Genomic DNA, 25,075 nt, shown 5'->3' on the forward strand with positions numbered 1-25,075 from the left:
GCCTGCGCCGCAATCGCGGTTTTGGGGCTAAATGGCGCGCTCACATCCCTGTGTTCACAGCCCGAATCTGGCCCAAATCGCCCGGGTTTCCAGCGCCGAGATCACCTCGTCCGGCAGCGCGGCCAGCCCGTCCAGCGCCGCCAGCGACCCTGCCCCCGGCGCCCGCCGGCCGAGCAGGCCGGACAGCAAGCCGCTGGCCGGCGCAATCACCGGGGTCAGCACCTTGTCGCCATAGCGGGCCCGTAGCGTGGAGCGGATGTCGCCGATGCCGTCGGCGAGCCCGAGACCGATCGCGGTATCGCCGGCCCAGTATTCACCGGTGAACAGCATGTCGTCGGCGCCCTTGAGGCGGCTGCCGCGGCTCTGCTTCACCAGCGTGATGAAGATCGCATGGATCTCGCGCTGGATCGCCTTCAGCCGGGCGACGTCGTCGGGGTTCTCGGGAAGGAACGGATCGAGCATCGCCTTGTGGCTGCCCGCCGTATACAGCCGGCGCTCGACCCCGATCTTCTTGATCAGCCCCTCCAGGCCAAAGCTGCCGCCGACCACGCCGATCGAGCCGAGGATCGAGGACGGGTCGCAATAGATCTCGTCGCCCGCGCAGGCGATCATGTAGCCGCCGGAGGCCGCGACGTCCTCGACGAACACCAGCACCGGCAGCTTCTTCTCGGCGGCGAGTTGCCGGATGCGCAGATAGATCTGCCGCGACTGCACCGGCGAGCCGCCCGGCGAATTGATCACCAGCGCCACCGCCTTGGCATTCCGCGTGCCAAAGGCGCGCTCCAGCATCTTGGCGACGCCGGAGAGTGTCATGCCGGGCCGCAGCGGCGTCACCGCGCCGATCACGCCTGCCAGCCGCACCACCGGCACGACGGCCGCGCCGCGCCTGAAGCGCGCCGGCAACACTGCCTGCACGCGTTCGAGCAGTCCCGAACGTCCAGCGTGATCACTTATTTGTTCACTCATGCCGTTACCTCGAATTAACCACTTTTTATCACGCCACTGTCATTGGAATCCGTGGAACGCGTTTTGCATTTTGTCATTGGGGCTGCAATGCGCGGGCGGAGAGGGACTCATGAAAATCTATCTGCTGATTTTGCTGATCGGTACACTCCTGGCGGCGATCCACTTCACGTCCACGCCGGACCGCCAGTCGGAAACGGCTTCGCAGTGATTTAGTGCCTCTGACGACGTGGGCAGCATGCCTGCCCGCTAAAGCGCAATGCCATCGCGCCTTGGCTTCTTGTTCGAGCATGATCGTTTTAGCGCCGCGCCAGCGGCAATTCCCCCTTCCCAGCCAACACCTCCTGCACCCATTTATTGGGCACGCCTGACTCTTCATTGAGCAGCAGTGGGGCATGGAGCCGCGTCGGCGCCCGGCCGCCCTTGGTCGCCTGCACCAGGATTCGGATCGCCGGCGACGTCCCGTCACCGTGAACCGGCAGGATCTCGAGGCTGCCAAAACCGCGGTCCAGCGCGGCCAGCACCTCGGCAATGCCGTCGGCCCGCCAGATCAGCGCAAGCTGCCCGTTCGACCTGAGAATTCGCCGCGCCGCGTGAACCCAGCCGGCCAGCGTGGTCGCGGTCGCGACGTGGGCGCGCTCGCGCACACCGTCCGGCGAGGCGCGGTGCCGCGACGGATCATTGAACGGCGGGTTCATCAGCACGACGTCGGCGCTATCCGGCCCGAGGCCGGCATCGTCGAAGGCCGCGGCACCGGCTTCGACATCAAGCACGATCACGTTCGCCAGGATCGCGTTGGTGCCGGCATTATTCCGCGCAAGCTCGGCCAGGGCCGGGTCGATTTCGACCAGAACGAGATCGATCCCCCTTACCCGCCGCGCCACGGCCAGTCCGGCCGCGCCGACGCCGGAGCCGAGATCGACGACGCGGTCGCCTGGTCGAGCCGGCGTCGCTGCGGCGAGCAGGATCGCGTCATGGCCGGCGCGGTGGCCGCTGCGGGGTTGCCGCAGGCGCAATTGGCCACCGAGAAATCGGTCTTCGGTGATCCCGGCGGCCGCAGACTCGCTTTTTGACGCGTTTTCTTCACGCGAACCGGGGCCCATTTCGCTCGAAAACGCTCTAGTCATCGGCCCGCAATTCGTGGCCGAGGCCGGCATCGGTCAGGAGCTGGCGGGCCTCGTGGTTGTCGTCCTCATGCACCAGGATCCGGCGTGGCAAGACGCCGAGCGAGCCCTCGATGATGCTCATGTTCTGGTCCAGCACCAGATGATGGATGTTAGCGCTGTCGAGCAGCGCGCCGATGGCGGAGACCAGCACCATGTCATTGGTCCGTACCAATTCCCGCAAAATACGCTCTCCTGTCGCCCCGGCAGTGCGGCACTTGCGCCACATGTCAATAACTTGATGGCCTTGCCGCTGCACCGCTCAGTTTCTATTGTTATAGCTGAGCATAGTGCGTATTCGGCAAAATTGGAGACCAGCGTGGCGGTTATTGTACCCTTCGAAAGCCCGTCCAATGCTTCGATCGACGGGCTGGTGGGACTTCTCGCCGCCGACATGGAGCGCGTCAACGCGACGATCCTTTCGCGGACCGGCTCCGAGGTCACCATGATCCCCGAGGTCGCCAATCACCTGATCTCCTCCGGGGGCAAGCGGTTGCGCCCGATGCTGACGCTGGCAATGGCCCAGCTCGCGGACTATTCCGGCGACGGCCATATCAAGCTCGCCGCCGCGGTCGAGTTCATGCACACCGCGACCCTGCTGCATGACGACGTGGTCGACGAGAGCGAGCTGCGCCGCGGCAAATTGTCCGCGCGGATGCTGTGGGGCAACGAGGCCAGCGTGCTGGTCGGCGACTTCCTGCTCGGCCAGGCGTTCCGGATGATGGTCGAGGTCGGCTCGCTCCGCGCACTCGACATCCTCTCCGCCGCCGCCGCCACCATCGCCGAGGGCGAGGTGATGCAGCTTGCCGCCGCCAAGAACACCGCGACCACCGAGGACGAATATCTCGCCGTGATCCGCGGCAAGACCGCGGAGCTGTTCGCCGCCGCCTGCGAGGTCGGCCCCGTGATCGCCAACCGTCCGAAGGCCGAGCAGACCGCCTGCCGTTCGGTCGGCATGAATCTCGGCATCGCCTTCCAGCTCGTCGACGACGTGCTCGACTATGGCGGCAAATCCGCAAAACTCGGCAAGAATGTCGGCGACGATTTCCGCGAGGGCAAGATCACGCTCCCGGTGGTGCTCGCCTTCCGCCGCGGCAATGATACCGAACGCAAGTTCTGGATCCGCGCGCTGGAGCGCGGCGAGATCGGATCGGCCGACCTCGACCACGCGATCGGACTGATGACCAAGCACCGCGCCCTCGAAGACACCATCAGCCGCGCCCAGCACTACGGCGCGATGGCGGTCGACGCGCTGGCGCTGTTCCCGCCCTCGCCGATGAAGACCGCGCTGGAAGAGGTCGTCGCGTTCTGCCTGGCGCGCTCTCATTGATCTAGGCGCTCGCGAACAACAAGACGGTGTCATCCCTGCGAAAGCAGGGACCCATACTCCGCGGCGAGAGTTGTAGGCGGGTCTCGTCATTCCAGCGTCACGCAAATAACAAGCATCGGTGGTCATGGGTCCCAGCTTTCGCGGGGGCGACACCAGGGTTTGCTGCACCGGCGCCCGCTACTCCTTCACCGGCACCCAGATCTCCAGCCCGCCATTGCCGGTACTCGCATCGAACTTCTCGTCGTAGCGCTCGAAGTTCGGCGCGTCCGCGACCTTCATGCCGGATTGCGGCAGCCAGCGATTCCAGATCGTGTTGACGGTGCGGCGGATGGTCGAGATGTGGTCGGCGTGGGTGAACACGACGTATTTCTGCTCGGGAATGCGGACGCGCGCGAACTCGCGCGGCAGGTCGGAGAAATCGGCGACCTCGACGCCGGCGATGTAATCGAAATTGCCGGCATCGTCGCCGTTGCAGCAGACGCCATAGGCGACGTTGCCGACTTGGCGGGGGATATGCGCGCATTGCTGGTGGAAGCCCTGCCACTGGTTCGGAATGCCGGCATCGCTGCCATTGCCGTGGTTGTAACGCTCGCCGATGCCGGCGACGAGGAACGCCTTCCCGGTGGCGATGCGCGGCGGATCGATGTGGTCGAGAGCTGTCGAGATCATGGTGATCGGCTCCTGGAGATTGAGTGTCGTCAGACACGTTGTCGCGCGCACCGTCTCGGGCGTGACGCCGAAATGGTCGCGAAACGCGCGGGTGAATGCTTCGTGGGAGCCGTAATCCGCATCCAGCGCGAGGCTGAGAATATCGGGCGCACCGGCCGCAAGTTGGCGCGCGGCTTCGCTGAGCCGCCGGGCCCGCACATAACGCATCACCGAGAACCCGGTCGCCTCCGCGAACGCCCGTACCAGATGGAAGCGCGAGACGCCGGCTACGGCGGCAATCTCGTCGAGCGTCAGCGGCGCGCCGAGATGGCTTTCGATATACCAGAGCGCCTTCTGGGCTGGATTCATGGATGACGGCTTTCCTGCAAAGCTCGGGCATCATGCACGGCGGCCGCGCGCGGCATTTGACAGTCCTTGCTGCCCGACGGCGAAACCGCGGTTCCGCTCCACGGAAATTTACCCGCAAAGCCGTCGCTGGCAACAATGTTGCAATCGTGCATACTCGCCAACGCATCGATCCGACGGCTCATCAAGCTGCCCGATAATCAAGACTGCAAGAGCCGCGGCCAGCATGTCAGGGAGGACAATGATGCACCACCAACGCTTGAGCTATGCCAACTGCGTCAAATCAGCGGCGCTTGCGGGGCTTTTGACGATCGCCGTCGCCAGCGCCGCCAACGCGCAGAAGAAATACGATCCGGGCGCAACCGACACCGAGATCAAGGTCGGCAACATCATGCCCTATTCCGGTCCGGCGTCGGCCTACGCCACGATCGGCAAGACCGAAGCCGCCTATTTCAGCAAGCTCAACAGCGAAGGCGGCATCAACGGCCGCAAGGTCAACTTCATCTCCTACGATGACGCCTACTCGCCGCCGAAGATGGTCGAGCAGGCCCGCAAGCTGGTCGAGAGCGACGAGGTGCTCCTGATCTTCAATCCGCTGGGCACGCCGGGCAATACCGCGATCCAGAAATACATGAACGCCAAGAAGGTGCCGCAGTTGTTCGTGTCCACCGGCGCGGCCAAGTGGAATGATCCGAAGAACTTCCCGTGGACCATGGGCTGGCAGCCGAGCTACCAGGTCGAAGCGCGCATCTATGCCAAGTACATTCTGCAGAACTATCCGGGCAAGACCATCGGCGTGCTCTATCAGAACGACGATTTCGGCAAGGACTATCTGATCGGCCTGCACGACGGGCTCGGCGACCAGGCCAAGAAGCTGATCGTCGTCGAATCCTCCTACGAGACTTCGTCACCGACGGTGGATTCGCAGATCGTGCAGATCAAGGGCGCCAACCCTGACATCTTCGTCAACATTGCAACGCCGAAATTCGCGGCGCAGGCGATCAAGAAAGCCGCCGAGCTCGACTGGCATCCGGTGCAGTTCCTGACCAACGTCTCCGGCTCGATCGGCGGCGTGATGAAGCCGGCCGGCTATGAAGCGAGCCAGGGCGTGCTGTCCACGGCGTATCTCAAGGACCCCAAGGATACCGAGTGGAAGAACGATCCGGCGATGACCGAGTGGCGCGCCTTCATGACCAAGTGGTATCCCGAAGGCGACCTCGACGACGCCGCCACCGTATTCGGCTATGGTGTCGCCAAGGGGCTCGAGCAGGTGCTGCGGCAATGCGGCGACAATCTCACCCGCGAGAACCTGATGAAGCAGGCGGCCAGCCTCAACTTCGAGATCGGCATCTATCTGCCCGGCACCAAGATCAAGACCGGGCCGGACGACTATGCGCCGATCGAGCAGCTGCAGATGATGCGCTTCAAGGGCGAGAGCTGGGAGCGGTTCGGCCCCATCATGAGCGGCGAGAAGAGCAGTTGAGGGCTTTCCTCCACAACTTTGCGGTTCGTGATGCCCGGCCGTGCGCCGGGCATCCACGTCTTCGACATGATTCACGAGCAAGACTTGTCGCAAGCAAGACTCGTTACGAGCAAGATTTGCGATGGCCGGAACCCAGACCAGCCGAAGCGACGCCGTTCTTCAGGCTCAAGTGTCCGGCCACCACGAATTCCAGGCACATCCTGCGATCGGAAGGACAACAACAATGAAAATCACCGACGTCCGCGCCCACCATATCCGCATTCCCTACGACGCCGGGCCCGCGAGCTTCCGCCAGGGAGCTTCCGCGATCTCGGCGCTCGACATGGTGCTGGTCGAGGTTTCGACCGATGCCGGCCTCACCGGCTGGGGCGATGCCTTCGCCTATGTCTGCCCGAAGACGAGCTGCACGGCGGTGGCCGAGATGATCGCGCCGCAGGCCCGCGGCCTCGAGGTGCCCGACGCCGCCAGTATCCCCGCCGCGATGGAGCAGATCCAGCGCAACCTCCATCTGTTCGGCCGCTACGGCATCACGATGTTTGCGATCTCGGCGCTCGACATCGCGCTGTGGGATCTCGCCGGCAAGGTGAAGGGCGTGCCGCTGCATCAACTGATCGGCGGCGCGAAGCGGAGCACGATCCCGGCCTATGCGAGCCTGATGCGAATCGGCAATCCGGCGCACATCGCCGCCGAATGCAAGAAGGCGATCAAGCTGGGCTATTCCGCGATCAAGCTGCACGAGACCACCGTGCCCGCGGTCGCCGCCGCGCGCGAGGCGATCGGCCCTGACGTGCCGCTGATGGTCGACATGAACTGCCCGCTGGACGGACCCGCGGCGATCCAGTTCGCGCGCGACTGCAAGCAGGCCGCGCCGCTGTTCCTGGAGGAGCCGGTCTGGCCGCCGGAGGATTTTGCGACGCTCGCCGAGGTGCGCAGAGAAGGCCGGCTCGATATCGCGGCCGGCGAGAACGCCTGCACCGTGCATCAATTCCGCCAGATGATGACCGCGGGCGCGGTCAGTCACGCGCAGCCCTCCGTGATCAAGGTCGGCGGCATCACCGAATTCCTGAGGGTGGCCGTCCTCGCCGACGAGTTCGGCGTCCAGGTGATTCCGCACTCGCCCTATTTCGGGCCGGGCTTCCTCGCCACGCTGCATCTGATGGCGATCCGCGACGCGGGGCTGATCGAGGTGTTCTTCATGAAGCGTCCGGCCTGCCTGTGGGGCGATCGCATCGACGTCGACGCCAACGGCCATGTCGCCGTGCCGCAGGGCCCCGGCCTCGGCTACGAGCCGGATCGCGACGTGATGGAGCAGCATCGGGTGGCGTGAGGAGCCCGGCTCGTTCCATCGTCATTGCGAGGAGCTCGCGACAAAATTGCAAAGCAATTTTGCGCTGAAGCGACGAATCAATCCATCGTTCCGCACGCGCGGTGGGATGGATTGCTTCGCGGAGCCTGTCATCCGGCGGCGCTTCGCGCCGACCGGGTGGCGCGCAATGACGATTTCCTACTTCGTCCCGTCCTTCGCGGCGGGCGCGGCGTCCTTCGCCGGCGGCGCGTCGGCCTTCTTCTTCAGGTCCTCGGTCAGCTTGACCTGCGCTGTTTGCAGATCGGTGACGAGCTTCTGCAAGTTCGCGACCGAACTCTGCAAGCTCACGATCTGCCGGTTGGCGGCATCGAGCTTCTGTTGATGATCCGATGTGAGCTTGTTGATCGTCTTCTGCAGGAAATCGACATTGCTCTGCAAACAGCTCGTGCGCCGCTCCATGGTTTTCTCGACGGTGCAGATCTCGATGCCGGGAACGTCCTGCGCATGCGCGGTTCCGGCGACGCCGAGTGCGAGCGGTGCCAGCAAGGCGAGAACAAAACGAGCGGTCATCGGCGTCTCCAGGCAAATGCGTCATTCACAGTTTTGTGCTCGCGACGCTGAAAGCGAGGCAGACATACCACACTGAAACCGCATTCAGGCGGTGTGCTTCACCCATTACGGGACTACTCGTGGGGACGGGGGCCTTCGGAACTTGTTTGGTTCGATCCCTTTTGGCTCGACCTTGGGCAGTGGAGACAGATCGCATGGCAACGCGCGAAAAACGGATGGCGCAATTCGATGGCAATGGCGAACCGGCGCCGGAACAGCGCGTGGAAGTACTTTGTGAGGATCATAGCGGAACGTATCAGCTGCCGTTCGCCTGCCGCTTCGTCAACGGCCAGTGGCGCAATGACAACACCGGCGGCGCGCTGGAAGCCAACGTCATCGCATGGCGGATGCCGCGCGAGAAGCAGGCAGGCGTGGCCTGAGGCCGGCATCGGTGCGCGCTGTTTCAAAACGCGACGCGCGCGCACCGTGTCTTAAGATTTGGAACGCGGGTGGAACGAACCGCGTCCGAATCACTGATCGAGCAACGTACTGCGTTGTTCACGGCTAGATGTGGCCATCAGCCCGAGGCTGCGCACCACATACAGAAGCATGACGATCGGCCGCAGCCAGCGGCCGATAACAAAGGTTAACTCTTCCGCAGACGACATCGCGATCCCTCCTCTCTGTCCGCCCGGGCGATCATTTCCACGGCGTGATCGGCGGCACCGCTTCGGTCGCCGGCGGCACATCCACAGTCTTGAAATCGGCTGGGCTGACGATCTCGAGGTATTCCATGTCCTTCGAGTAATCGAACAAATAGTGGGTGATGCCGGGACGCTGATGGATGACGTCGCCGGCCTCGACCAGCGTCTCCTTGTCCTCGTACATGAAGCGCGCCCAGCCCTTGGTCATGATGACGATCTGAAAATCGCACAGATGCTTGTGCCAGCCGGTGCCCTGCTCCGGCGGCATATCGGGATTGGCCTTGACCAGGTGGCAGATCACCTGCCCGCTGGTGGCATCGGCGATGCCGAGATCGCGATACAGGAAGAAGTCGCGCAGACCTCCGCCCTTGAACTCGGTGTCACCGGGTTTGACGTGGGAGAATTTGCTGACGACGGCGTGCTGGTTCATTTCAAGCCTCCACGGTTCTCGTGTTCGCGAGATCGCGGCGCGGCTCAGCGTCCAAATTTTCGGCAGCGTCGCATCGTCGCGGTCACAGCTCGGTCATGCCATGCGAAATCCTTGCCAGCCGGGTTAGGCTGCGGCGAACCGTCTCGCCATGCGCTGATATCGCCGCAGAAGCATTTGGAGCGAGGCACGAATTTGCGCCTCAGTGGCTGTCGCGCGGGTCCGGCGCGCATGCCGGTGCCCGACGCCGGCGGCACGTCTATTGAGCAAGGCTTGCCTCGTGCTTGAGCCGCCGATGCAGGCAGGCCGGGCCGGGCGCTGCCTAATATTCGACCTCGAGCTCCTCGACGTCGGCCGGCTCCGCCTTCGCGGCCTCGATCCATTCCTGCATCTCGGGCATCGTCATGATGGTGCTGGCATACACCGCAAGCGCAGGCTCGAGCTTGACGTCATAGGTCATGAAGCGGGTCACGACCGGCGCATACATCGCGTCCGCCATGGTGCGGCGTTCGCCGAACAGGAACGGCCCGCCCGATGCGCCGAGGCAGTCGCGCCAGATGGTGCAGACGCGATCGATGTCGGCCTGCGCCCGCGACCAGATCTTGAAGCCGGGGAAATGGCCCTTGAGATTGACCGGCAGCGACGAGCGCAGCGTGGTGAAGCCGGAATGGATTTCGCCCGAGATCGAGCGGCAATGCGCGCGCTGAATCCGGTCTTCCGGCAACAGCCCGGCATGCGGCATGATCTCGTTGAGATACTCGCCGATCGCGAGCGTATCCCAGACCGTCGCACCGTCGTGGCGCAGGCAGGGCACCAGGATCGAGGACGACAGCAGCAGCAGCTCGGCGCGGGCCGACGGGTCGTCGGGCGCGGTGACCACCTCCTCGAACTCCAGCCCGGCGAATGTCGTCAGCAGCCAGCCGCGCAACGACCAGGAGGAGTAATTCTTGCTGCTGATGGTCAGTGTCGCTTTCGCCATATCGGTCCCTCACGCCTGAACGCGTCCTCAGCTCCCCGATATCGCGCGCCGGTTCAGCCGCCGCGCATCCGGAGCCATCAGCTTTTGCAGCAAGCCACGTGCCAATTTGCTGGGCGACCGGCCCGCCTCTGGCGTCGATATTGCATGGCAAGCCAGGCCACGGGTGGATGCGTATGATGTCAATGATGTACCAAGCCTATCAGAACCACATGGACCTCACGGCGCCATGGCGGACCGGGGCTGCAGCGGCGCTGAAATACCTCAATCTGGTGCCGCAGGGCGCCGCTGACCGGATGTATGGCCGGCTCGCGGCCGCGCTCGAGCTGATCTCGCGCTCCAGCCTGACCTACGCGCGGCCCCCTTATGGCATCGGCAGCGTGACCGTCGGCAACAGGGAATTGCAGGTGACCGAGGAGGTTGCCTATGCGACGCCGTTCGGCTCGCTGCTGCATTTCAGGAAGGTGGACGGCCCGGAGCAGCCGCGGCTGCTCTTGGTGGCGCCGATGTCCGGGCATTTTGCCACGCTGCTGCGAGGCACCGTAAAAACGCTGCTGCAGGACCATGACGTCTACATCACCGACTGGCACAATCCGCGCGACATCCCGCGCAGCAAGGGCCGCTTCGGGCTCGAGGACTACACCGACCATTTGATCGACTTCCTCGGCCGGCTCGGCCCGCGCGCGCATATGGTGGCGATCTGCCAGCCCTCGGTGTCGGCGCTCGCCGCCGCCGCGATCATGTCGGAGGACAATCATCCGGCGCGGCCGGCCTCGCTCACCCTGATGGCCGGGCCGATCGACACGCGGATCCAGCCGACCAAGGTGAACGAATTCGCCAAGAGCAAGCCGATCAAATGGTTCGAGGATAATCTGATCAACTACGTGCCCATGCAGTGCAAGGGCGCGTTGCGCCAGGTCTATCCCGGCTTCGTGCAGCTCACGGCGTTCGTGTCGATGAATCTGGAGCGTCACATCAAGCAGCACATCGATCTGGCCGATCATCTCGCCAAGGGCGAGACCGCCAAGGCCGCGGTGATCAAGACCTTCTACGACGAATATTTCGCGGTCATGGACCTGCCGGCGGAGTTTTACATCGAGACGGTGCGCGATGTGTTTCAGGAGCATCTGTTGCCGCAGGGCATGCTGATGCATCGCGGCCGCCCGGTGAATCCGGCGGCGATCCGGCGCATGGGGTTGATGACGGTGGAAGGCGAGAAGGACGACATCTGCTCGATCGGCCAGACGCTCGCCGCGCAAGACCTCTGCACCGGAGTCCGCACCTATCGCAAGGTGCATCACATGCAGGCCGGCGTCGGCCATTACGGCGTGTTTTCCGGCAAGCGCTGGAACAACGAGATCTATCCCTTGCTGCGCGATTTCGTGCATGTGAATTCGTGACAGATTCCCCGTAGCCCGGATGAAGCGAAGCGCAATCCGGGAAAGTGCTTCCGCGGAAATGCCGGCCTTGGATTTCGCTCCGCTTCATCCGGGCTTCTGTAACGGGCCTTGGTTAGTCAATCCCTTTTCGCGTCATCCACTCGCCGGGCACTTGCTTCTGTACGGGATCGGCGCGAAGGCCGTCGCCTGATGGGGTGCATTGAGGAGCCGGCCGGCCAATCTACGGATTGCGTGGTCGTGAGCCACTTCCCGGATGGCGGCCTGACCGGATCCATCGTCCCAGCGGAGGGACTTCGCTCGGGGAGAGCCTGGTGTCGTGGCCCGCCCGGAACCGATTGCTGCTCCTGGCTAGATGGCCTTGGTCATCGGGTTGAACGGTTTGGTGTCGGCGAGCATGCGATGCAGGATCACGGCGAGCTTGCGAGCCAGCGCTACCTTGGCCTTGCGCATGCCTGCGCGCCGGGCGATCCGCATCGCCCAGCTCTTCAATGCCGAGCAATTCTTGACCGGCTTGGTCAGCATGACGTGAGCTGCCTGGTAGAGTGCCTCGCGCACGGAGGCATCCCCGATCTTGCTGATGCGGCCGGTGTAGTCGGTCTCACCGGACTGGTACTTCTTCGGGGTGAGCCCAAAGTGGGCTCCCGTGGCCTTCGAGGAGCGGAAGCGCTTCGGGTCGTCGATCGCCGCGGCATAGGTGAGCGCCACGATCGGACCAACGGACGGCGTTGTCATCAGGAGCTTGGCGGATGGATGCGTCCTGGCGAGCTTCTGGGTGTGCTTGTCCAGGCTCTTGAACTCCCGCAGCAGCACCGCATGGGCTTGGAGCAGCGCCGCCGCGACCAACTCCAGTCCGGGATGGCCGGTCACGAGCTCGCGGATGCGTCCGGCGAACGTGCGCTCGGTGGTCGCACCGACCTTCAGGCCAAAACCGCGAAGTATGCCGCGCAGGCTGTTCTCGACATCGCGAAGCTTGGATTGCAGCAGCTTGCGCGCCGTCAGGATGGCGCGGGTCTCCTGCGCCGCGACCGACTTGCAGTGCACCGGCCGGAACCAGCCGAGCCGCATCAACTGCGCGATCCGGCGGGCATCGTTGCGGTCCGTCTTCACCGGCATCGACTTGAAGGCTTCGCGAACGTGCCGCGTTTCCAGCAGCTCGACCGCAAGCCCTGCGTCTCGCAGACCCGCATACAGCCATTGCGACAAGGGGCCTGCCTCCAGCCCGATCCGTTCCAGTACCAGACCCAGCGACCGGAACCAGGCGATCAGCGCCGCCGGCTCGCTCGCAACCTTCGTCTCGCGCAAAATCTTGCCTGTCCCATCGACAAGGCAAACGCTCGAGCATTCCAAAGACACGTCAATTCCTGCATAGTGGTACATGGTCGTCCCTTAATGATGCTTGGAGCGGGCTTGCCCGACTCCGTTGAACACCATCAGTTTGAGGGACGACCGCCTTCCAACCAACAGGCCGCTCGCGAGCGCGCTTCCAAATTGCGCCGTAGCGAGCGGGCGGCCGGCCCGTTACCCCATCTACGAAATCTCGCCTCCTGACAATGCTCCATCTGCATCGTTGCGCGCTTCGCAAAGACGCTGCGGCTAGCCATGCATCCCATCAGGCAGTAGTCTCCCCCGCCACGACGACCCGCTTCCGAAGAATCGTCCAGGGAGAAACTCCATGCGCGCGCCCACTGCCTTCCGTGCCCTCACGCTCGCCCTGATCGGCGCCCTCGCCTTCACCTCAGCCGTATCCGCCGCCGAAGTCCATGTCATGATCTCGGGCGGACTGACGGCGGCCTACAAGGCGCTGGTGCCGGAGTTCGAACGCAAGACCGGGCACAAGGTGGTGACCGCCTTCGGGCCGTCGATGGGTACCACGACGAACGCCATTCCGGTGCGGCTGGAGCGCGGCGAGCCGGCCGACGTGCTGATCATGGTCGGCTATGCGCTCGGCGATCTCATCAAGCAGGGCAAAGTGCTGGCCGACAGCCGCGTCGACCTCGTGAAGTCGCCGATCGGCATCGCGGTGAAGGCCGGCGCACCAAAACCGGACATCGGCTCGGCCGACACCGTCAAGCAGGCGCTGCTGGCGGCGAAGTCTGTCGCCTATTCCGACAGCGCCAGCGGCGTCTATGTCTCGACCGAGATGTTCGCAAAGCTCGGCATCGCCGATCAGATGAAGGACAAGGCGCGGATGATCCCGGCGACGCCGGTCGGCGAGATCGTGGCCAAAGGCGAGGCCGAGATCGGCCTGCAGCAGATCTCCGAGCTGAAGCCGGTCGCCGGCATCGACATCGTCGGCCCATTGCCGGAGCCGTTGCAGAAGATCACGGTATTTTCCGCCGGGATCGCGACGGCTGCAAAGGAGCGTGAGGCCGGCAAGGCGCTGATCAGCTTCCTCGCCTCGCCGGACGCGCGCGACGCGCTGGTGAAGAGCGGCCTCGATCCGATTACGGCGGGTGGGACGCATTAGCGGCGTCCGACTCTCTCCCCGTTCTACTCCCTCCCCGTCATTCTGAGGAGCCCGCACTTGCGGGCGTCTCGAAGGATGCACGGCCCGGCTGGTGGCCGTCGACCCTTCGAGACGCGCGCAAGTGCGCGCTCCTCAGGGTGACGGGACTAGATGGCGAGTAGATACACTACCGCCAATGATGCGCGCCGTAGGCGAGCAGCAGCACCACGACCAGCGCCAGCAACAGCGTGGTCGACTTCCAGAACAGCACCGGGTTGCGCTCGATCAGCGGGGTCGATGACGTCGTCAGATATTTTGCGTTGGGATTGCGCAGGTCGAACAGGAACTCCGAAAAGCTCTCATAGCGCTTGAGCGGGTTGGCATGCACGGCGCGCTCCAGCGCGCCGTCGACCCAGCCCGGTATCTCGCGCCCGCGATGCGCGGCCGGACGGTAGACCAGCCGGTTGAAGTCGGATCGTGTCCGGGCCCGCGCGATCTGCGCGCCATAGGGCAAGCGTCCCGTCAGCATCTGGTAAGTGACGACGCCGAGCGAGAACAGGTCGGAGCGCGCGGTGCCGCCCTCACCGAGGAAATATTCCGGCGCGGTGTATTGCTGGGTGCCCAGGATGTCCTCGACGCCCGCCGGCGCCGCCTCGCCGACGCCCGCGATCCGCGTCGAGCCGAAATCGATTATCTTCACCGTGCCAGTCCTGTCGATCATGATGTTGTCGGGCCTGACGTCCTGGTGCAGCATCTCCTTGCGGTGGAAGGCGCGCAGCCCTTTTGCAATTTGCTCGGTGATGCCGCGTACCGTCTCCAGCGACGGCGCTGGATTGTCCGTGATCCACTGCGTCAGGGTCTGACCGTCGATATATTCCATCGTGACGTAAAGGAAATTGCGCTTGCGCTGCGGCAAAAACGGCTTCAGCACATGCGGGCTGTCGATCCGCCGGGCGACCCATTCTTCCATCATGAAACGCTTCAGATAGGCCGGATCGTCGCGCAGGTCGATCGAGGGGATCTTGATCGTGACCGTGGTGGCGCTGTCCTCGTCGACCGCGAGATAGATGTGGCTGCGGTGCGATGCGTGGAGCTCGCGCACGATGCGATAGCCGTCGAACAGCATCCGTGCGTCGAGCAGCGGCGGCAGCGGCAGTTCGGTCGGCTGGCCGAACACCTCGCCGGCATCGCCGTCGGGCAATTCGTCGATCCGGACGATCTGCACGGTGAGATTGTCCGGGCTGCCGTTCTCATAGGCCTGCTCGACGATCGATTTCGCCGCAGCATCGAGAGACGCGGCACCGTCCTTGATCGTCTTCGCCAGCTGCCGCGCCGGGACATGCTCGTAGATCCCGTCGGTCACCAGCAGGAAGATGTCGCCGCGCTCCAGCGGGAGCGCCTGGTAGTCGATCTCGAGCTGCGGGTTCACGCCGAGCGCGCGGCCAAGATAGCTCTGCTGCGAGGAGATCACGACGCGGTGGTCGTTGGTCAGTTGCTCGAGGCTGTTGCCGGCGACGCGGTAGATCCTGGAGTCGCCGACGTGGAACAGGTGCGCCGTGGTCGACCGGATGACCAGGGCGCTCAGCGTGCAGACGTAACCCTTGTCCTTGTCGTAGGGATTCTGGCTGCGCCTTGTCTGCGCGTGCAACCAGGAATTGGTCGCCTCCAGCACGCGCTGCGCCGAGCTCTTCACCGACCAGGATTCCGAGGTGCAGTAGTAGTCGGTCAGGAAGCTCTTGACCGCGGATTCGGCGGCGATGCGGCCGACGCTGCTCGAGGAGATGCCGTCGGCAAGCACCACCGTGATGCCCTTCAGGCCGAGCAGCGGCTCGCCGGGGATCAAGGCGCCGTGGAAGTCCTGATTGGCGTCCTTGCGGCCCTGATCAGAGAATTGCCCGACCGATATTTTCAGCGCGCGCGGCATCGACCGTCCCAAAGCCAATGGGGACCTCCGCGACAGGAGAGCCCCATAAGTCGTCGAGGATCAAGCCGCGAGGCGCTGGCGCTTCGGCGCCGTCTTCACATGCGTGGTGTAGAGCGTGAGCCCGGTGAAGGCGAGGCCGCCGGCGAGATTGCCGAGCACGGTCGGGATCTCGTTCCAGATCAGGTAGTCCATGATCGAGAACTTCGCATGCAGCATCAGTCCCGACGGGAACAGGAACATGTTCACCACCGAATGCTCGAACACCATGTAGAAGAACACCAGGATCGGCATCCACATCGCGATCACCTTCCCGGGCACCGTGGTGGAGATCATCGCCCCGACGACGCCGGTCGAGACCATCCAGTTGCAGAGCATGCCGCGGATGAACAGCGTGGCCATGCCGGCCGCACCATGCGCCGCGTAGCCCAGCGTTCGCGCCTCGCCGACGTTGCCGATGGTCATGCCGACCTTGTCCGGCTCCTGCGTGAAGCCGAACGTCGTCACGAACGCCATCATGAACGCCACCGTGAGCGCGCCTCCGAAATTGCCGATGAACACGAGAGCCCAGTTGCGCAGCACGCCGCCGAGCGTAACGCCGGGGCGCTTGTCGAGCAGCGCCAGCGGCGAGAGCACGAACACGCCGGTCAACAGATCGAAGCCCAGCAGATAGAGCATGACGAAGCCGACCGGAAACAGCAATGCTCCGACAAGCGGCTGACCCGTATTGACGTTGATCGTCACGGCGAACCAGGCTGCCAGCGCGAGGATCGCGCCGGCCATATAGGCGCGGATCACGGTGTCGCGGGTCGACATGAAGATCTTGGATTCGCCGGCATCCACCATCTTGGTGACGAATTCGGACGGAGCGAGATAGGCCATTCGTAAAATCCCCTTGCGCAATTCGGCCGCGCCGGTTGCCTGCCGGAAGCGACGCGGGTTGGTTGAAATGCTCGTCCGTCCGGGGAGATGGGGCTGCGACGATTGCTCGAGACGCCCGGGCCGGGCACCTTGATCCCCTCGCCTCGGCCAGCATTGGCCTTGGCAATCCGGAGGACGGCAGTCGTCATTGACTGGTGCAATCAAAAGCAATGGATGTGCCAAGCGGCGACGCTGGCGGTTGGCATTAAATCCCCGTCAATACAACGAGTTAGGCTGGTGGCGCAGGAACCGCACGGCGCGATGGCGCGGAATTATGCAGCATGCCCAGATGTCGCCCAGAGGATGCGCGCCCCTCCATCACCGTCATCCCCGCGCAAAGGCTTCGCCTTTGCGCGGGGTAACGGGGAAAGAGTCGATACGCGCGCTACTTCACTTCGCCTCGGTGCGGACCGGCGCGCCCTTCAGCCCGTTGTTGTCGTAGGCCTTGCGCAGCGTGCCGTTGGCGATCGCCTCCGTCATGAACCTGGTGGCGAAGGCCGCGGCGAGCGGATGGTTGAGCGGCACCGCGACCGCGGTGACGGTCTGCTTGAAGGTCTCGTCCAGCACGCGCGTGCCCGGAATCTTCTTCGCCATCGCATTGAGTTGATCGCGCGACAATGCGAAGGCGTCGATCTCGCCACTCTTCAGCAGATTGAAGATCTCGTCATAGGTCTGATAGCCCGTGACCGTGGCGTGTTTGAGATGGGCGATCGCGCCGCGCATCGTGGTGGTGGCATTGACGGCGGCGACCTTGACGCCGTCCTGGTCGAGCGTGGCGAAATTCGTGATCGTCGAGCCGGGCTTGACGATATAGGTAGCGTCGGCAACCTCATAGATCGGCCCGAACGTCATCTTGGTCTCGCGCTCGGAATCCCTGGGCAGGAAGGTGATGTCCCAGGTGCTCTTGGCCGCCGCCTCGGTGATCTGGCCGGAATTCTGGTGCACGACATATTCGACGGGGATGCCGAGTTGCGCCGCCATCTCGCGGCCGAGATCGACGGGAACGCCCGCATAGCCGTTCTCGGTTTTGGTCGACCAGAACGCGCCGCCGGCCGGGCTGATCGCGATCGCGACCCGGAGCTTTCCGGTCGGCGCGATCTGATCCTTCAAGGCGTCGGCATCCGCTGATGTGGCCATGACAATCACTCCCAAAACGAGGCCGGCCAGACGCAGCAGTCGAGACGACATCAGACTTCCTCCACGCCGAATCTTGCTATCCGGCAGGCGCGCAACAAACCGCACGGCGCGGCCTTGTGCAAGCGCCGGTTCCCGCAAGGGAGCTATCCGTATCGGCCTATCTGACCCGGATGGTGATTTTTTCGGAGACGACCGGCGGGCTGAATGGATAGTGCTTGGCGTCGCCCAGCACCAACTGCAAGGTGTGCTTGCCGGGCGCCAGGTCGAGCTGCGTCTCGGTCTGGCCGGCACCGAAATGCAGATGAGACTTGTCCGACGGGATCGGCTCATTCGGGTTCAACGGCTCATTCACGTCGATCAGAAGATGGTGATGGCCGCTGTTCGGGTAGTCGTCGCCGGCATGGGTGACACCCATGTTGCGCAGCCCAAAGCGGCACCAGAACGGGCTTTTGAGCTTGGCGCCGTCGCGCGGCCAGATGAAATACAGCTTGGTGTCCTTGCCGGCCGGCTTGTTCTGCGCGTCGGCCGGAGCCGCGAACAGCGTCAGTGCCGCGGCGAGCATGATCAAGCCTGCACTTTTCATAGCCCCTCCATGAAGCCTGGCGATCAGGGATGATCGCTCAGGGAGACAGCGCGACCCGGAAACCGTGGGTCGGATAACGGACATTGGTGTCGTAATTATCGCGATTGGCCGGACGCACATAGCGTGCGTCATTCTTCCACGAGCCGGAGCGGATGACATGGGAGGCGCAGTCGCCGCCGGACCAGACCGCACCGTCGGTCGGCGCGCCCTGGTAATTCCTGTGCCAGCAATCCTCGACCCATTGATCGACCCCGCCGCCCATGTCGTAGAGGCCGAACGGATTCGGCTTGTAGCTGCCGACCTTGACCGGCTGCTCGGCCGAACTGTCGCCGCCGCAATCCTTGCATCCGGCGTGGCCCGATTGCACCTGGTCGCCCCACCAGTACTTCGATTGCGTTCCGCCGCGCGCCGCATATTCCCACTCGGCCTCGCTCGGAAGCCGGTAGGCCTTCTTGGTGCGCTCGGCGAGCCACGTCACATATTGCTTCGCATCGCTCCAGCTCACATTGGTGACCGGAACGTCGTCCTTGCCGCTGGCCGTGAAGCCACAGGCCTTGGCCGCCGCGCAGGCGTTCCATTCGCGGACCGTGACCGGATACTTGCCCATGGCAAAGGGCTTGACCATCACCCGGCGGATCGGCCGCTCCGACGGATCGTCATTGCTTCCCATCGAGAAACTGCCGGCTTGAAGCGAGACCAGTTCGGGTTCCGGCAGGTCTGGGGTGGGGCTCGCGGAGGGCGCGGGTTGAGGCGACGCTTGCTGCGTCGGCGCCGCCGGGGTCGGACTTGCGGTTTGGGTCGGAGCCGGGCTTGGTGCCGGCGGCTGAACGGCAGGCGATGCCGTCGGTGCCGGAGGCGCCTGCGCCACATCGGCCGGCTTGCCGCGCGGTTGGGCGAGCAGATACCACAGCACGCCGCCGGCGATGATCGCGACCGCCAGTCCGAGCAGCGTGAGCAGGACGGACTCGCGGCGCCTGCGCGTCCGTTGGTACGCGGCTGCATCCGGCAGGACGCGATAAACCCGGACCGGATCGGTGATGTTCTTGACCTTGCGGTCGCCGAGCGATTCGTATCCGCAGACCATCTTGTGCTTGATCTGCTCGTAGATGCCGCCGGAGATGAAGACGTCACCCGGCGCCGCGATCCCTTCCAGACGCGAGGCCACGTTGACGCCGTCGCCATAAATATCGTCGGGCTCGATGATGACGTCGCCGAGGTTGACGCCGATCCGGTACTCGATCCAGTGATCTCTCGCGATCGCCGCGTTGCGGCCGATCATGTTCTGCTGGATCACGATGCTGCAGCGGACGGCCTCGACCGGACTGTCGAACATCGCGATAAAGCCGTCGCCGGTGGTCTTGACCAGCTTGCCGTGGTGCTCGGCAATTGTGGGCTCGATCAGGTCGCGCAGGGTCCGCTTGACGCGCGTATGCGTGCCTTCTTCATCGAGCTGCATCAACCGGCTGTAGCCGGCGATATCGCCCGCTACGATCGCGGCGAGGCGCCGCGGCATTGAATCGCCGGGAGGCTGTGTATTGTCGGGCTGTGACCGGCCTGACTTGAAGTCGCGAATTTCTCCCATAGCGCTCCGGCTGCTCCGCAAAGACGTGTTCAAGGCGCAACCGGCGCCTTCGTCCCCGAGGCCCGCTTGAACCTACCACACCTGCGGGTCGGAACAAAGTTCGCGAAGCGTGACCATGTCACGGTTATCCGCCGTCGGTCGAGGCCCGCCGGTCGGGCACGCCTCGTCGCAACGTTAAACGGGCGGCAAAACGCCTGCGTCAGCCCGCCTGCGCGGCCGGGGTGCGGATCTCACGCGGCAGGATGATCGCGGCGGCGATCGCCAGCAGGCAGAGTGCCGCGAACGCGCGCAGCATCATCGAGAAGCCGCCCTGGTCGTACAACCATGCCACCAGGCCGACGGACGCGCCGGCCGCGGTGAAGCCGACGAAATAGCGCACCGCATAGGCGCGCGAGCGCCATTCCTCGGTGGTGTACTTGCCGACCATGGCATCGTTCACCGTGACCTGGCCGAACGCGCCCATCACGATGCCGATCGAGACCACGATCAGCGGCAGGTTGTTTAGGCTCGCCGCCAGATAAAGGAACGGCGCCAGCAGGAACGACAGCGGCAGCGCCACCGTCTTCAGCGAATATCTGTCGAGCAGCTTGCCGATGGTGTACTGCGTCATCGCGCCGAACACATAGACCCCGGCCGCGATCACGCCGAGCAGCGCCGGGCTCTTGGTCAGGTCGGCGAGCCGTTCGGCGAACAGCTTCGGCAGCGCCACCGTCACCGCGTTGAAGGTGGTGGAGATCGCGATCACCACGATCAGCAGCGACAGCACCACCCGCCACATGTCCTCCTTGGCGACCCGCACCTGCGCTGCCGCCTGCCTGGAGCCCTTGCGGTCCTCATGCACCACCGTCATCGCAAAGGCGATGCCGATCAGCACGGTGACCGTGCCGGGCACGATGAAGGCCCAGCGCCAGCCGAGATACTGGCCGATCACGCCGGTCACCAGCGCCGACGAGGCGACGCCGAGATTGCCCCAGACGCCGTTGATCCCCATCTGGGCGCCGAGCTTCTCGGCATAGGACACGATCATCGCGGTGCCGACCGGATGATAGATCGAGGCGAAGACGCCGATCGCCAGCAGTGCGGCGCCGAGCTGCAGCGGTGTCTGCACGAAGCCGACCGAGATCATCGACAGGCCGATGCCGACGAAGAAGATCACCATCATGTGGCGGCGGCTCCAGCGGTCGCCGAGCCAGCCCGTGACCAGCGAGCCGGCGCCGAAGGCGATGAAGCCCGGGGTCGCATAAGGCAGGAGTTCCGAATAGGCCATGCCGAGCGCCGGACCCATGATGATGACGGCGGCGGCGAAAATCAGCATCGCGTAGTGATCGATGAAATGGGCGGCGTTGACGAAGGTGATCACCCGGCTGGGACTGTTGCTTGGACTGTTCATCGGCACGTCTCTCACGCGATTCTTCAATTGCTCGAAAATAGGTTATAGGTGCTTGTCCTGACGGGATGTCGCCAATGACTATCGCTGAGCCGCCAATAAGAGCCCTCCACCAGGACCGGCGCGTCACCGGGGACGGCGTGCATCTGGTGGCGCGCAGCTACCGCAAGGGCGTCCGGCTCGACCCGCACCTGCACCGCGAGGCACAGCTGGTCTATGCCGCCAGCGGCACCATGCAGGTGACGACGCCGAAGGGGCGCTGGCTGGTGCCGCCGGACCGCGCGGTGTGGGTCCCTGCCCTGCTCCCGCACGCGATCGACGTGCTTGGCGACATCGAGATGCGCACGCTGTATTTCGACCAGGCCTGGCTCGCGCGCGAAAAGCGCAGTGACAGCCTCGACCACGAATTCGTGGTGCGGGTGTCGCCGCTGGTGCACCAGGCGATCCTCGCGCTGTTCGACGCCTCATGCGGACGCGAGCGCACCGATCTGTTGATTCGCCTCGTGATGCTGGAGTTGCACCAGGCCGAGGATTCCGCGACCTTCATCCCGCTGCCGCAGGAGCCGCGCTGCCGCCGCGCCGCCGACCTCGTGCTGGCCGATCCGACGCAGGACCACGACATCGACGCGCTGGCGCGCACGGTCGGCACCTCGGCGCGGACGCTGTCGCGGCTGTTCTCGGCTGAGACGCAGCTCTCGTTCAAGAGCTGGTGCCAGCGCGCCCGCATCGCGGCCGCGATCGAGCGCCTGTCGAGCAGCGCGAATGTTTCGGTCAAGCAGGTCGCCTCCGACCTCGGCTATGCCAGCGTGCCGGCATTTTCCCACGCGTTCCGGCAGGTTACCGGCAAGACACCGACCGCGTTCGCGGAGAAAACGTGCGAGAAAACGTGAACCGGGTTTGTCACCGGGCGCAGCGACGACGAATTATACCGCTGTCGCGCTGCGACATATTTCCGTACGATCCATGCGCTTGATTGCTGTGCTCCCGACCTTAAATCCCGTGTAAGGTCCGGCTTCATTGGATACGACCTGCTGGATACGACCTGCTCATGGCCAATGCCTTCTTCTCCGATCTGCTCTCGACGATTTCCGAACGCGGCCGCGTCCTGCTCGGCCGCGCCAGCCCGGCCGACGACAAGCAGGATGCTTCCGAACTGCTGGAATTGTGCGAGGCGCTGTTATCCGGCCGCGGCGAAGCCTCCGGCACCGCGATGGCGCGCGAAGTGCTCGACCGCTACCACCACCTCGATGCCGCCGGGCGGCTGTCGTTCTTCCAGACGCTGGCCCGCGATTTCGGCCCCGATCACGCCAAACTGGCGCAGGCGATCGAAAGCTGGCGCGCCAAAGCCAATGGCGACGATGCCAGCGACCTGCATTTCGCGTCCGAGCCGCGCCGCCAGGAATTGATCCGCCGGCTCAATCGCGCGCCGGGCGGCACCGGCGAACTGGTGTCGATCCGCTCGGATCTGCTTTCATTGATGAAGGGCAACAAGGACCTTGCCGCGCTCGATCGCGACGTGGTGCATCTGCTCTCGTCCTGGTTCAACAGGGGATTCCTCGTGCTGCGCAGGATAGACTGGTCGTCTCCGGCCAATATTCTGGAGAAGATCATCCGTTATGAGGCCGTACACGAGATCCGCGATTGGGACGATCTGCGCCGCCGCATCGATCCGATCGATCGCCGCTGTTACGCCTTCTTCCATCCGGCGCTGGCCGACGAGCCGCTGATCTTCGTCGAGGTCGCGCTCACCGAAGCCATCCCGGGCGCAATCGCGCCGCTGCTGGCCGAAGAGCGCGAGCCGGTGCCGGTCGAGCGCGCCCGCACCGCGGTGTTCTATTCGATCTCCAACACCCAGCGCGGCCTTGGCGGCATCTCCTTCGGCAGCTTCCTGATCAAGCAGGTGGTCGAGGAGCTGCGCCGCGAATTGCCGAAGCTCGACAACTTCGTGACGCTATCGCCGGTGCCGGGCTTCATGCAGTGGGTCAAGCAGGCCGACGACGTGCCGCTCACCGAGGAGGACCGCCGGCTGCTGGAAAGCCTCGGCAAGCCCGACTGGTTCGAGAACGCCGAGCTCGCGACCCAGCTGCGCGCCGTGCTGGAGCCGCTTGCCGCCTACTATTTCCTGAAGGCGCGCACGCCGAAGGGACGACTGATCGATTCGGTCGCGCGCTTCCATCTCGGCAACGGCGCACGCTTGGAGCGGATCAACTGGCTCGGCGATCTCTCGCCCAAGGGCCTGCGCGAATCCGCCGGCATCATGGTCAACTACCTCTACCGCCTCGACGACATCGAGAAGAACCACGAAGCCTACGCCAACAATGGCGAGGTGATCGCTTCGAGCGCGGTGAAGAAGCTGTTGAAGGGCGAAGGCCGGCGGCTGCTGGACATGCGGTTGGGGTGACAGGCCAACCCCTCTCCACGTCATTGCGAGCACACCTCTCTACCGTTGTCATGGCCGGGCTTGTTGTTTAGCCCGGACAGATCACTGACGGGTGTTCGGAGACATAGCTGACACATCAACATTGGCTGGATTGGTCCGATTCGGGAGGCCGTCCATGCCGTGGAGTGAGGTGTCAGTAATGGATCAGCGCCACGAGTTCGTGCGGCTGGCATTGCAGGAAGGCGCCAACCGGCGCGAGCTGTGTCAACGGTTCAACATCAGCCCTGACGTTGGCTACAAATGGCTGCGGCGCTGGCAGGCTGGTGATCGGGAACTGGCTGACCGCTCCCGGCGTCCGCATGCGATGCCCAAGCGCAGTGAGGCTGCCATCGAGGAGCAGGTGCTTGCGGTGCGCGACAAGCATCCGGTCTGGGGCGCGCGCAAGATCGCCCACTGCCTGAAGCGTGACGGCAAGACGGTGCCTGTGCCCTCGACGGTGCACCGGATCCTGTGCCGGAACGGCCGCGTCAAGCCGAGCGAGAACGCGCCGCCAAATCCAGGGCACCGCTTCGAGAAGGAAGCTCCCAATCTACTGTGGCAGATGGACTTCAAGGGCCACCTGCCGCTCGCCGACGGAACGCGGTGTCATCCGCTAACGATCGTCGACGATCACTCGCGCTATGTCCTGTGCCTGAAGGCCTGCGCCGACGAGCAGCGTTTCACCGTGCAGGATCACTTGACGACGACGTTCCGCTGCTATGGTTTGCCGGAGGCCTTCTACACCGACAACGGCTCACCATGGGGCGATACGTCCGGCATTCGCTGGACCGGATTGAAGGTCTGGCTGCTCAAGCTTGGCGTCAGGGTGGTGCATGCCAGGCCTTGCCACCCGCAGGCCCGCGGCAAGAACGAACGCTTCCATCGCACCCTGAAGGCCGAGGTCTTTGCGATGCGCCGCTTCCGCACCCTACCGGAAGTCCAGCGTGCCTTGGATGCCTGGCGGCCGATCTACAATCTGCAGCGCCCTCACCAAGGCCTTGATATGCACGTTCCCGCCGATCGCTTCCGACCCAGTGCCCGCGCTATGCCGGCCCGCGTCCCGAAAATCGAGTACGACAGCGGCGAGACCGTGCGCAGGGTCTCATCGACGAGGCCCTACATCTCCTTCAAGGGACGCTTCTGGAAGGTTCCACAGGCCTTCGCGCGCGAACGGCTTGCCATCAGGCCGCTGGATCGCGACGGCCATTACGGCGTCTTCTTCGCCAGCTGGCAGGTCGCATCAATCGACTTGACCAACCGCCAACCTGTCAGTGATGTGTCCGAACAGGTGTCAGCCATGTCCCCGGACTAAACACTTGTCCCGGCCATCCACGTCTTTCTTGTAGACCGCGGCAAAGACGTGG

At 64.3% G+C, this 25,075-nt stretch carries 24 protein-coding genes; 9 read left to right on the forward strand and 15 right to left on the reverse strand.

Translation table 11 applies throughout. The features are described from left to right. Positions 1-54 precede the first annotated feature (54 nt). From ACVMB1_RS22665 to ACVMB1_RS22675, 3 genes are all read right to left on the reverse strand, one after another. Positions 55-966 carry a S49 family peptidase gene (locus ACVMB1_RS22665; protein WP_076824002.1) on the reverse strand — a complete coding sequence of 304 codons (912 nt, stop codon included), beginning with the start codon at positions 964-966 and terminating at the stop codon, positions 55-57. A gap of 296 nt (positions 967-1,262) precedes the next feature. Further along, positions 1,263-2,066 carry a tRNA1(Val) (adenine(37)-N6)-methyltransferase gene (locus ACVMB1_RS22670; protein WP_076824000.1) on the reverse strand — a complete coding sequence of 268 codons (804 nt, stop codon included), beginning with the start codon at positions 2,064-2,066 and terminating at the stop codon, positions 1,263-1,265. Positions 2,067-2,082: 16 nt separating this feature from the next. Continuing rightward, positions 2,083-2,310: a putative signal transducing protein gene (locus tag ACVMB1_RS22675; RefSeq protein ID WP_026193157.1), complete on the reverse strand. Its 228-nt coding sequence runs from the start codon at positions 2,308-2,310 to the stop codon at positions 2,083-2,085. Between the two features lie 135 nt (positions 2,311-2,445). Here ACVMB1_RS22675 and ACVMB1_RS22680 point away from each other — a divergent pair, with 135 nt between their 5' ends. Continuing rightward, a complete protein-coding gene (locus ACVMB1_RS22680) occupies positions 2,446-3,456 on the forward strand; it encodes a polyprenyl synthetase family protein (protein WP_057015096.1) in 1,011 nt (336 codons plus the stop codon). A gap of 177 nt (positions 3,457-3,633) precedes the next feature. Here the strand turns inward: ACVMB1_RS22680 and ACVMB1_RS22685 are convergent, their stop codons facing one another. Next, positions 3,634-4,473 (reverse strand): AraC family transcriptional regulator, encoded by an 840-nt coding sequence (locus ACVMB1_RS22685; protein WP_057014919.1) that lies wholly within the window; start codon positions 4,471-4,473, stop codon positions 3,634-3,636. A gap of 238 nt (positions 4,474-4,711) precedes the next feature. Here ACVMB1_RS22685 and ACVMB1_RS22690 point away from each other — a divergent pair, with 238 nt between their 5' ends. Next, positions 4,712-5,953 carry an ABC transporter substrate-binding protein gene (locus ACVMB1_RS22690; RefSeq protein WP_076823997.1) on the forward strand — a complete coding sequence of 414 codons (1,242 nt, stop codon included), beginning with the start codon at positions 4,712-4,714 and terminating at the stop codon, positions 5,951-5,953. A gap of 223 nt (positions 5,954-6,176) precedes the next feature. Further along, positions 6,177-7,280 carry a mandelate racemase/muconate lactonizing enzyme family protein gene (locus ACVMB1_RS22695; RefSeq protein ID WP_076823995.1) on the forward strand — a complete coding sequence of 368 codons (1,104 nt, stop codon included), beginning with the start codon at positions 6,177-6,179 and terminating at the stop codon, positions 7,278-7,280. A gap of 177 nt (positions 7,281-7,457) precedes the next feature. On the opposite strand, the gene ACVMB1_RS22700 is transcribed toward ACVMB1_RS22695, so the two are convergent. Next, positions 7,458-7,829 (reverse strand): hypothetical protein, encoded by a 372-nt coding sequence (locus ACVMB1_RS22700; RefSeq protein ID WP_057014916.1) that lies wholly within the window; start codon positions 7,827-7,829, stop codon positions 7,458-7,460. A gap of 194 nt (positions 7,830-8,023) precedes the next feature. On the opposite strand from ACVMB1_RS22700, the gene ACVMB1_RS22705 reads away from it, so the two are divergent. Beyond that, positions 8,024-8,248 carry a hypothetical protein gene (locus ACVMB1_RS22705; RefSeq protein WP_057014915.1) on the forward strand — a complete coding sequence of 75 codons (225 nt, stop codon included), beginning with the start codon at positions 8,024-8,026 and terminating at the stop codon, positions 8,246-8,248. A gap of 90 nt (positions 8,249-8,338) precedes the next feature. Here ACVMB1_RS22705 and ACVMB1_RS22710 read toward each other — a convergent pair whose 3' ends face one another. The 3 genes from ACVMB1_RS22710 to ACVMB1_RS22720 form a co-directional block, all read right to left on the reverse strand. Further along, on the reverse strand, positions 8,339-8,476 hold the full coding sequence (locus tag ACVMB1_RS22710) for a hypothetical protein (protein ID WP_168857487.1): 138 nt from the start codon (positions 8,474-8,476) through the stop codon (positions 8,339-8,341). A 31-nt stretch (positions 8,477-8,507) separates the two neighbouring features. Then, complete coding sequence (locus tag ACVMB1_RS22715; RefSeq protein ID WP_057014914.1) at positions 8,508-8,942, reverse strand: cupin domain-containing protein; 435 nt, start codon at positions 8,940-8,942, stop codon at positions 8,508-8,510. A gap of 319 nt (positions 8,943-9,261) precedes the next feature. Continuing rightward, positions 9,262-9,918 carry a glutathione S-transferase gene (locus tag ACVMB1_RS22720; protein ID WP_057014913.1) on the reverse strand — a complete coding sequence of 219 codons (657 nt, stop codon included), beginning with the start codon at positions 9,916-9,918 and terminating at the stop codon, positions 9,262-9,264. Between the two features lie 173 nt (positions 9,919-10,091). Between ACVMB1_RS22720 and ACVMB1_RS22725 the strand changes: the two genes are divergently transcribed. Next, a complete protein-coding gene (locus ACVMB1_RS22725; protein ID WP_141342657.1) occupies positions 10,092-11,315 on the forward strand; it encodes a polyhydroxyalkanoate depolymerase in 1,224 nt (407 codons plus the stop codon). 348 nt (positions 11,316-11,663) lie between these two features. Here the strand turns inward: ACVMB1_RS22725 and ACVMB1_RS22730 are convergent, their stop codons facing one another. Continuing rightward, positions 11,664-12,692 carry an IS110 family RNA-guided transposase gene (locus tag ACVMB1_RS22730; protein WP_057016162.1) on the reverse strand — a complete coding sequence of 343 codons (1,029 nt, stop codon included), beginning with the start codon at positions 12,690-12,692 and terminating at the stop codon, positions 11,664-11,666. A gap of 295 nt (positions 12,693-12,987) precedes the next feature. On the opposite strand from ACVMB1_RS22730, the gene ACVMB1_RS22735 reads away from it, so the two are divergent. Beyond that, complete coding sequence (locus ACVMB1_RS22735; RefSeq protein ID WP_057014912.1) at positions 12,988-13,782, forward strand: substrate-binding domain-containing protein; 795 nt, start codon at positions 12,988-12,990, stop codon at positions 13,780-13,782. Positions 13,783-13,948: 166 nt separating this feature from the next. On the opposite strand, the gene ACVMB1_RS22740 is transcribed toward ACVMB1_RS22735, so the two are convergent. The 6 genes from ACVMB1_RS22740 to ACVMB1_RS22765 form a co-directional block, all read right to left on the reverse strand. Then, positions 13,949-15,685, reverse strand: coding sequence for a bifunctional protein-serine/threonine kinase/phosphatase (locus tag ACVMB1_RS22740; RefSeq protein WP_076823993.1), 1,737 nt, complete (start codon positions 15,683-15,685; stop codon positions 13,949-13,951). Positions 15,686-15,745: 60 nt separating this feature from the next. Then, positions 15,746-16,564, reverse strand: a complete 819-nt coding sequence (locus tag ACVMB1_RS22745; RefSeq protein WP_057014910.1) for a formate/nitrite transporter family protein — start codon at positions 16,562-16,564, stop codon at positions 15,746-15,748. Positions 16,565-16,993: 429 nt separating this feature from the next. Then, positions 16,994-17,740: a transporter substrate-binding domain-containing protein gene (locus tag ACVMB1_RS22750; protein WP_083714860.1), complete on the reverse strand. Its 747-nt coding sequence runs from the start codon at positions 17,738-17,740 to the stop codon at positions 16,994-16,996. Positions 17,741-17,897: 157 nt separating this feature from the next. Further along, positions 17,898-18,323 carry a DUF4399 domain-containing protein gene (locus ACVMB1_RS22755; RefSeq protein ID WP_028342408.1) on the reverse strand — a complete coding sequence of 142 codons (426 nt, stop codon included), beginning with the start codon at positions 18,321-18,323 and terminating at the stop codon, positions 17,898-17,900. Positions 18,324-18,360: 37 nt separating this feature from the next. Then, positions 18,361-19,905 (reverse strand): SUMF1/EgtB/PvdO family nonheme iron enzyme, encoded by a 1,545-nt coding sequence (locus tag ACVMB1_RS22760; protein WP_076823988.1) that lies wholly within the window; start codon positions 19,903-19,905, stop codon positions 18,361-18,363. A 199-nt stretch (positions 19,906-20,104) separates the two neighbouring features. Continuing rightward, the gene (locus ACVMB1_RS22765; protein ID WP_076823985.1) at positions 20,105-21,295 is read right to left on the reverse strand and encodes an MFS transporter; all 1,191 of its coding nucleotides are present in this window, start codon (positions 21,293-21,295) and stop codon (positions 20,105-20,107) included. Positions 21,296-21,369: 74 nt separating this feature from the next. Between ACVMB1_RS22765 and ACVMB1_RS22770 the strand changes: the two genes are divergently transcribed. The 3 genes from ACVMB1_RS22770 to ACVMB1_RS22780 all read left to right on the forward strand — a co-directional run bounded on the left by ACVMB1_RS22770 (position 21,370) and on the right by ACVMB1_RS22780 (position 25,023). After that, positions 21,370-22,182 (forward strand): AraC family transcriptional regulator, encoded by an 813-nt coding sequence (locus tag ACVMB1_RS22770; protein WP_076824223.1) that lies wholly within the window; start codon positions 21,370-21,372, stop codon positions 22,180-22,182. Between the two features lie 158 nt (positions 22,183-22,340). Then, a complete protein-coding gene (locus tag ACVMB1_RS22775; RefSeq protein ID WP_076823983.1) occupies positions 22,341-23,693 on the forward strand; it encodes a malonyl-CoA decarboxylase in 1,353 nt (450 codons plus the stop codon). Positions 23,694-23,847: 154 nt separating this feature from the next. Further along, the gene (locus ACVMB1_RS22780) at positions 23,848-25,023 is read left to right on the forward strand and encodes an IS481 family transposase (protein ID WP_057015551.1); all 1,176 of its coding nucleotides are present in this window, start codon (positions 23,848-23,850) and stop codon (positions 25,021-25,023) included. Positions 25,024-25,075 lie beyond the last annotated feature (52 nt).

The sequence above is a fragment of the Bradyrhizobium sp. USDA 4504 genome, assembly GCF_054063995.1.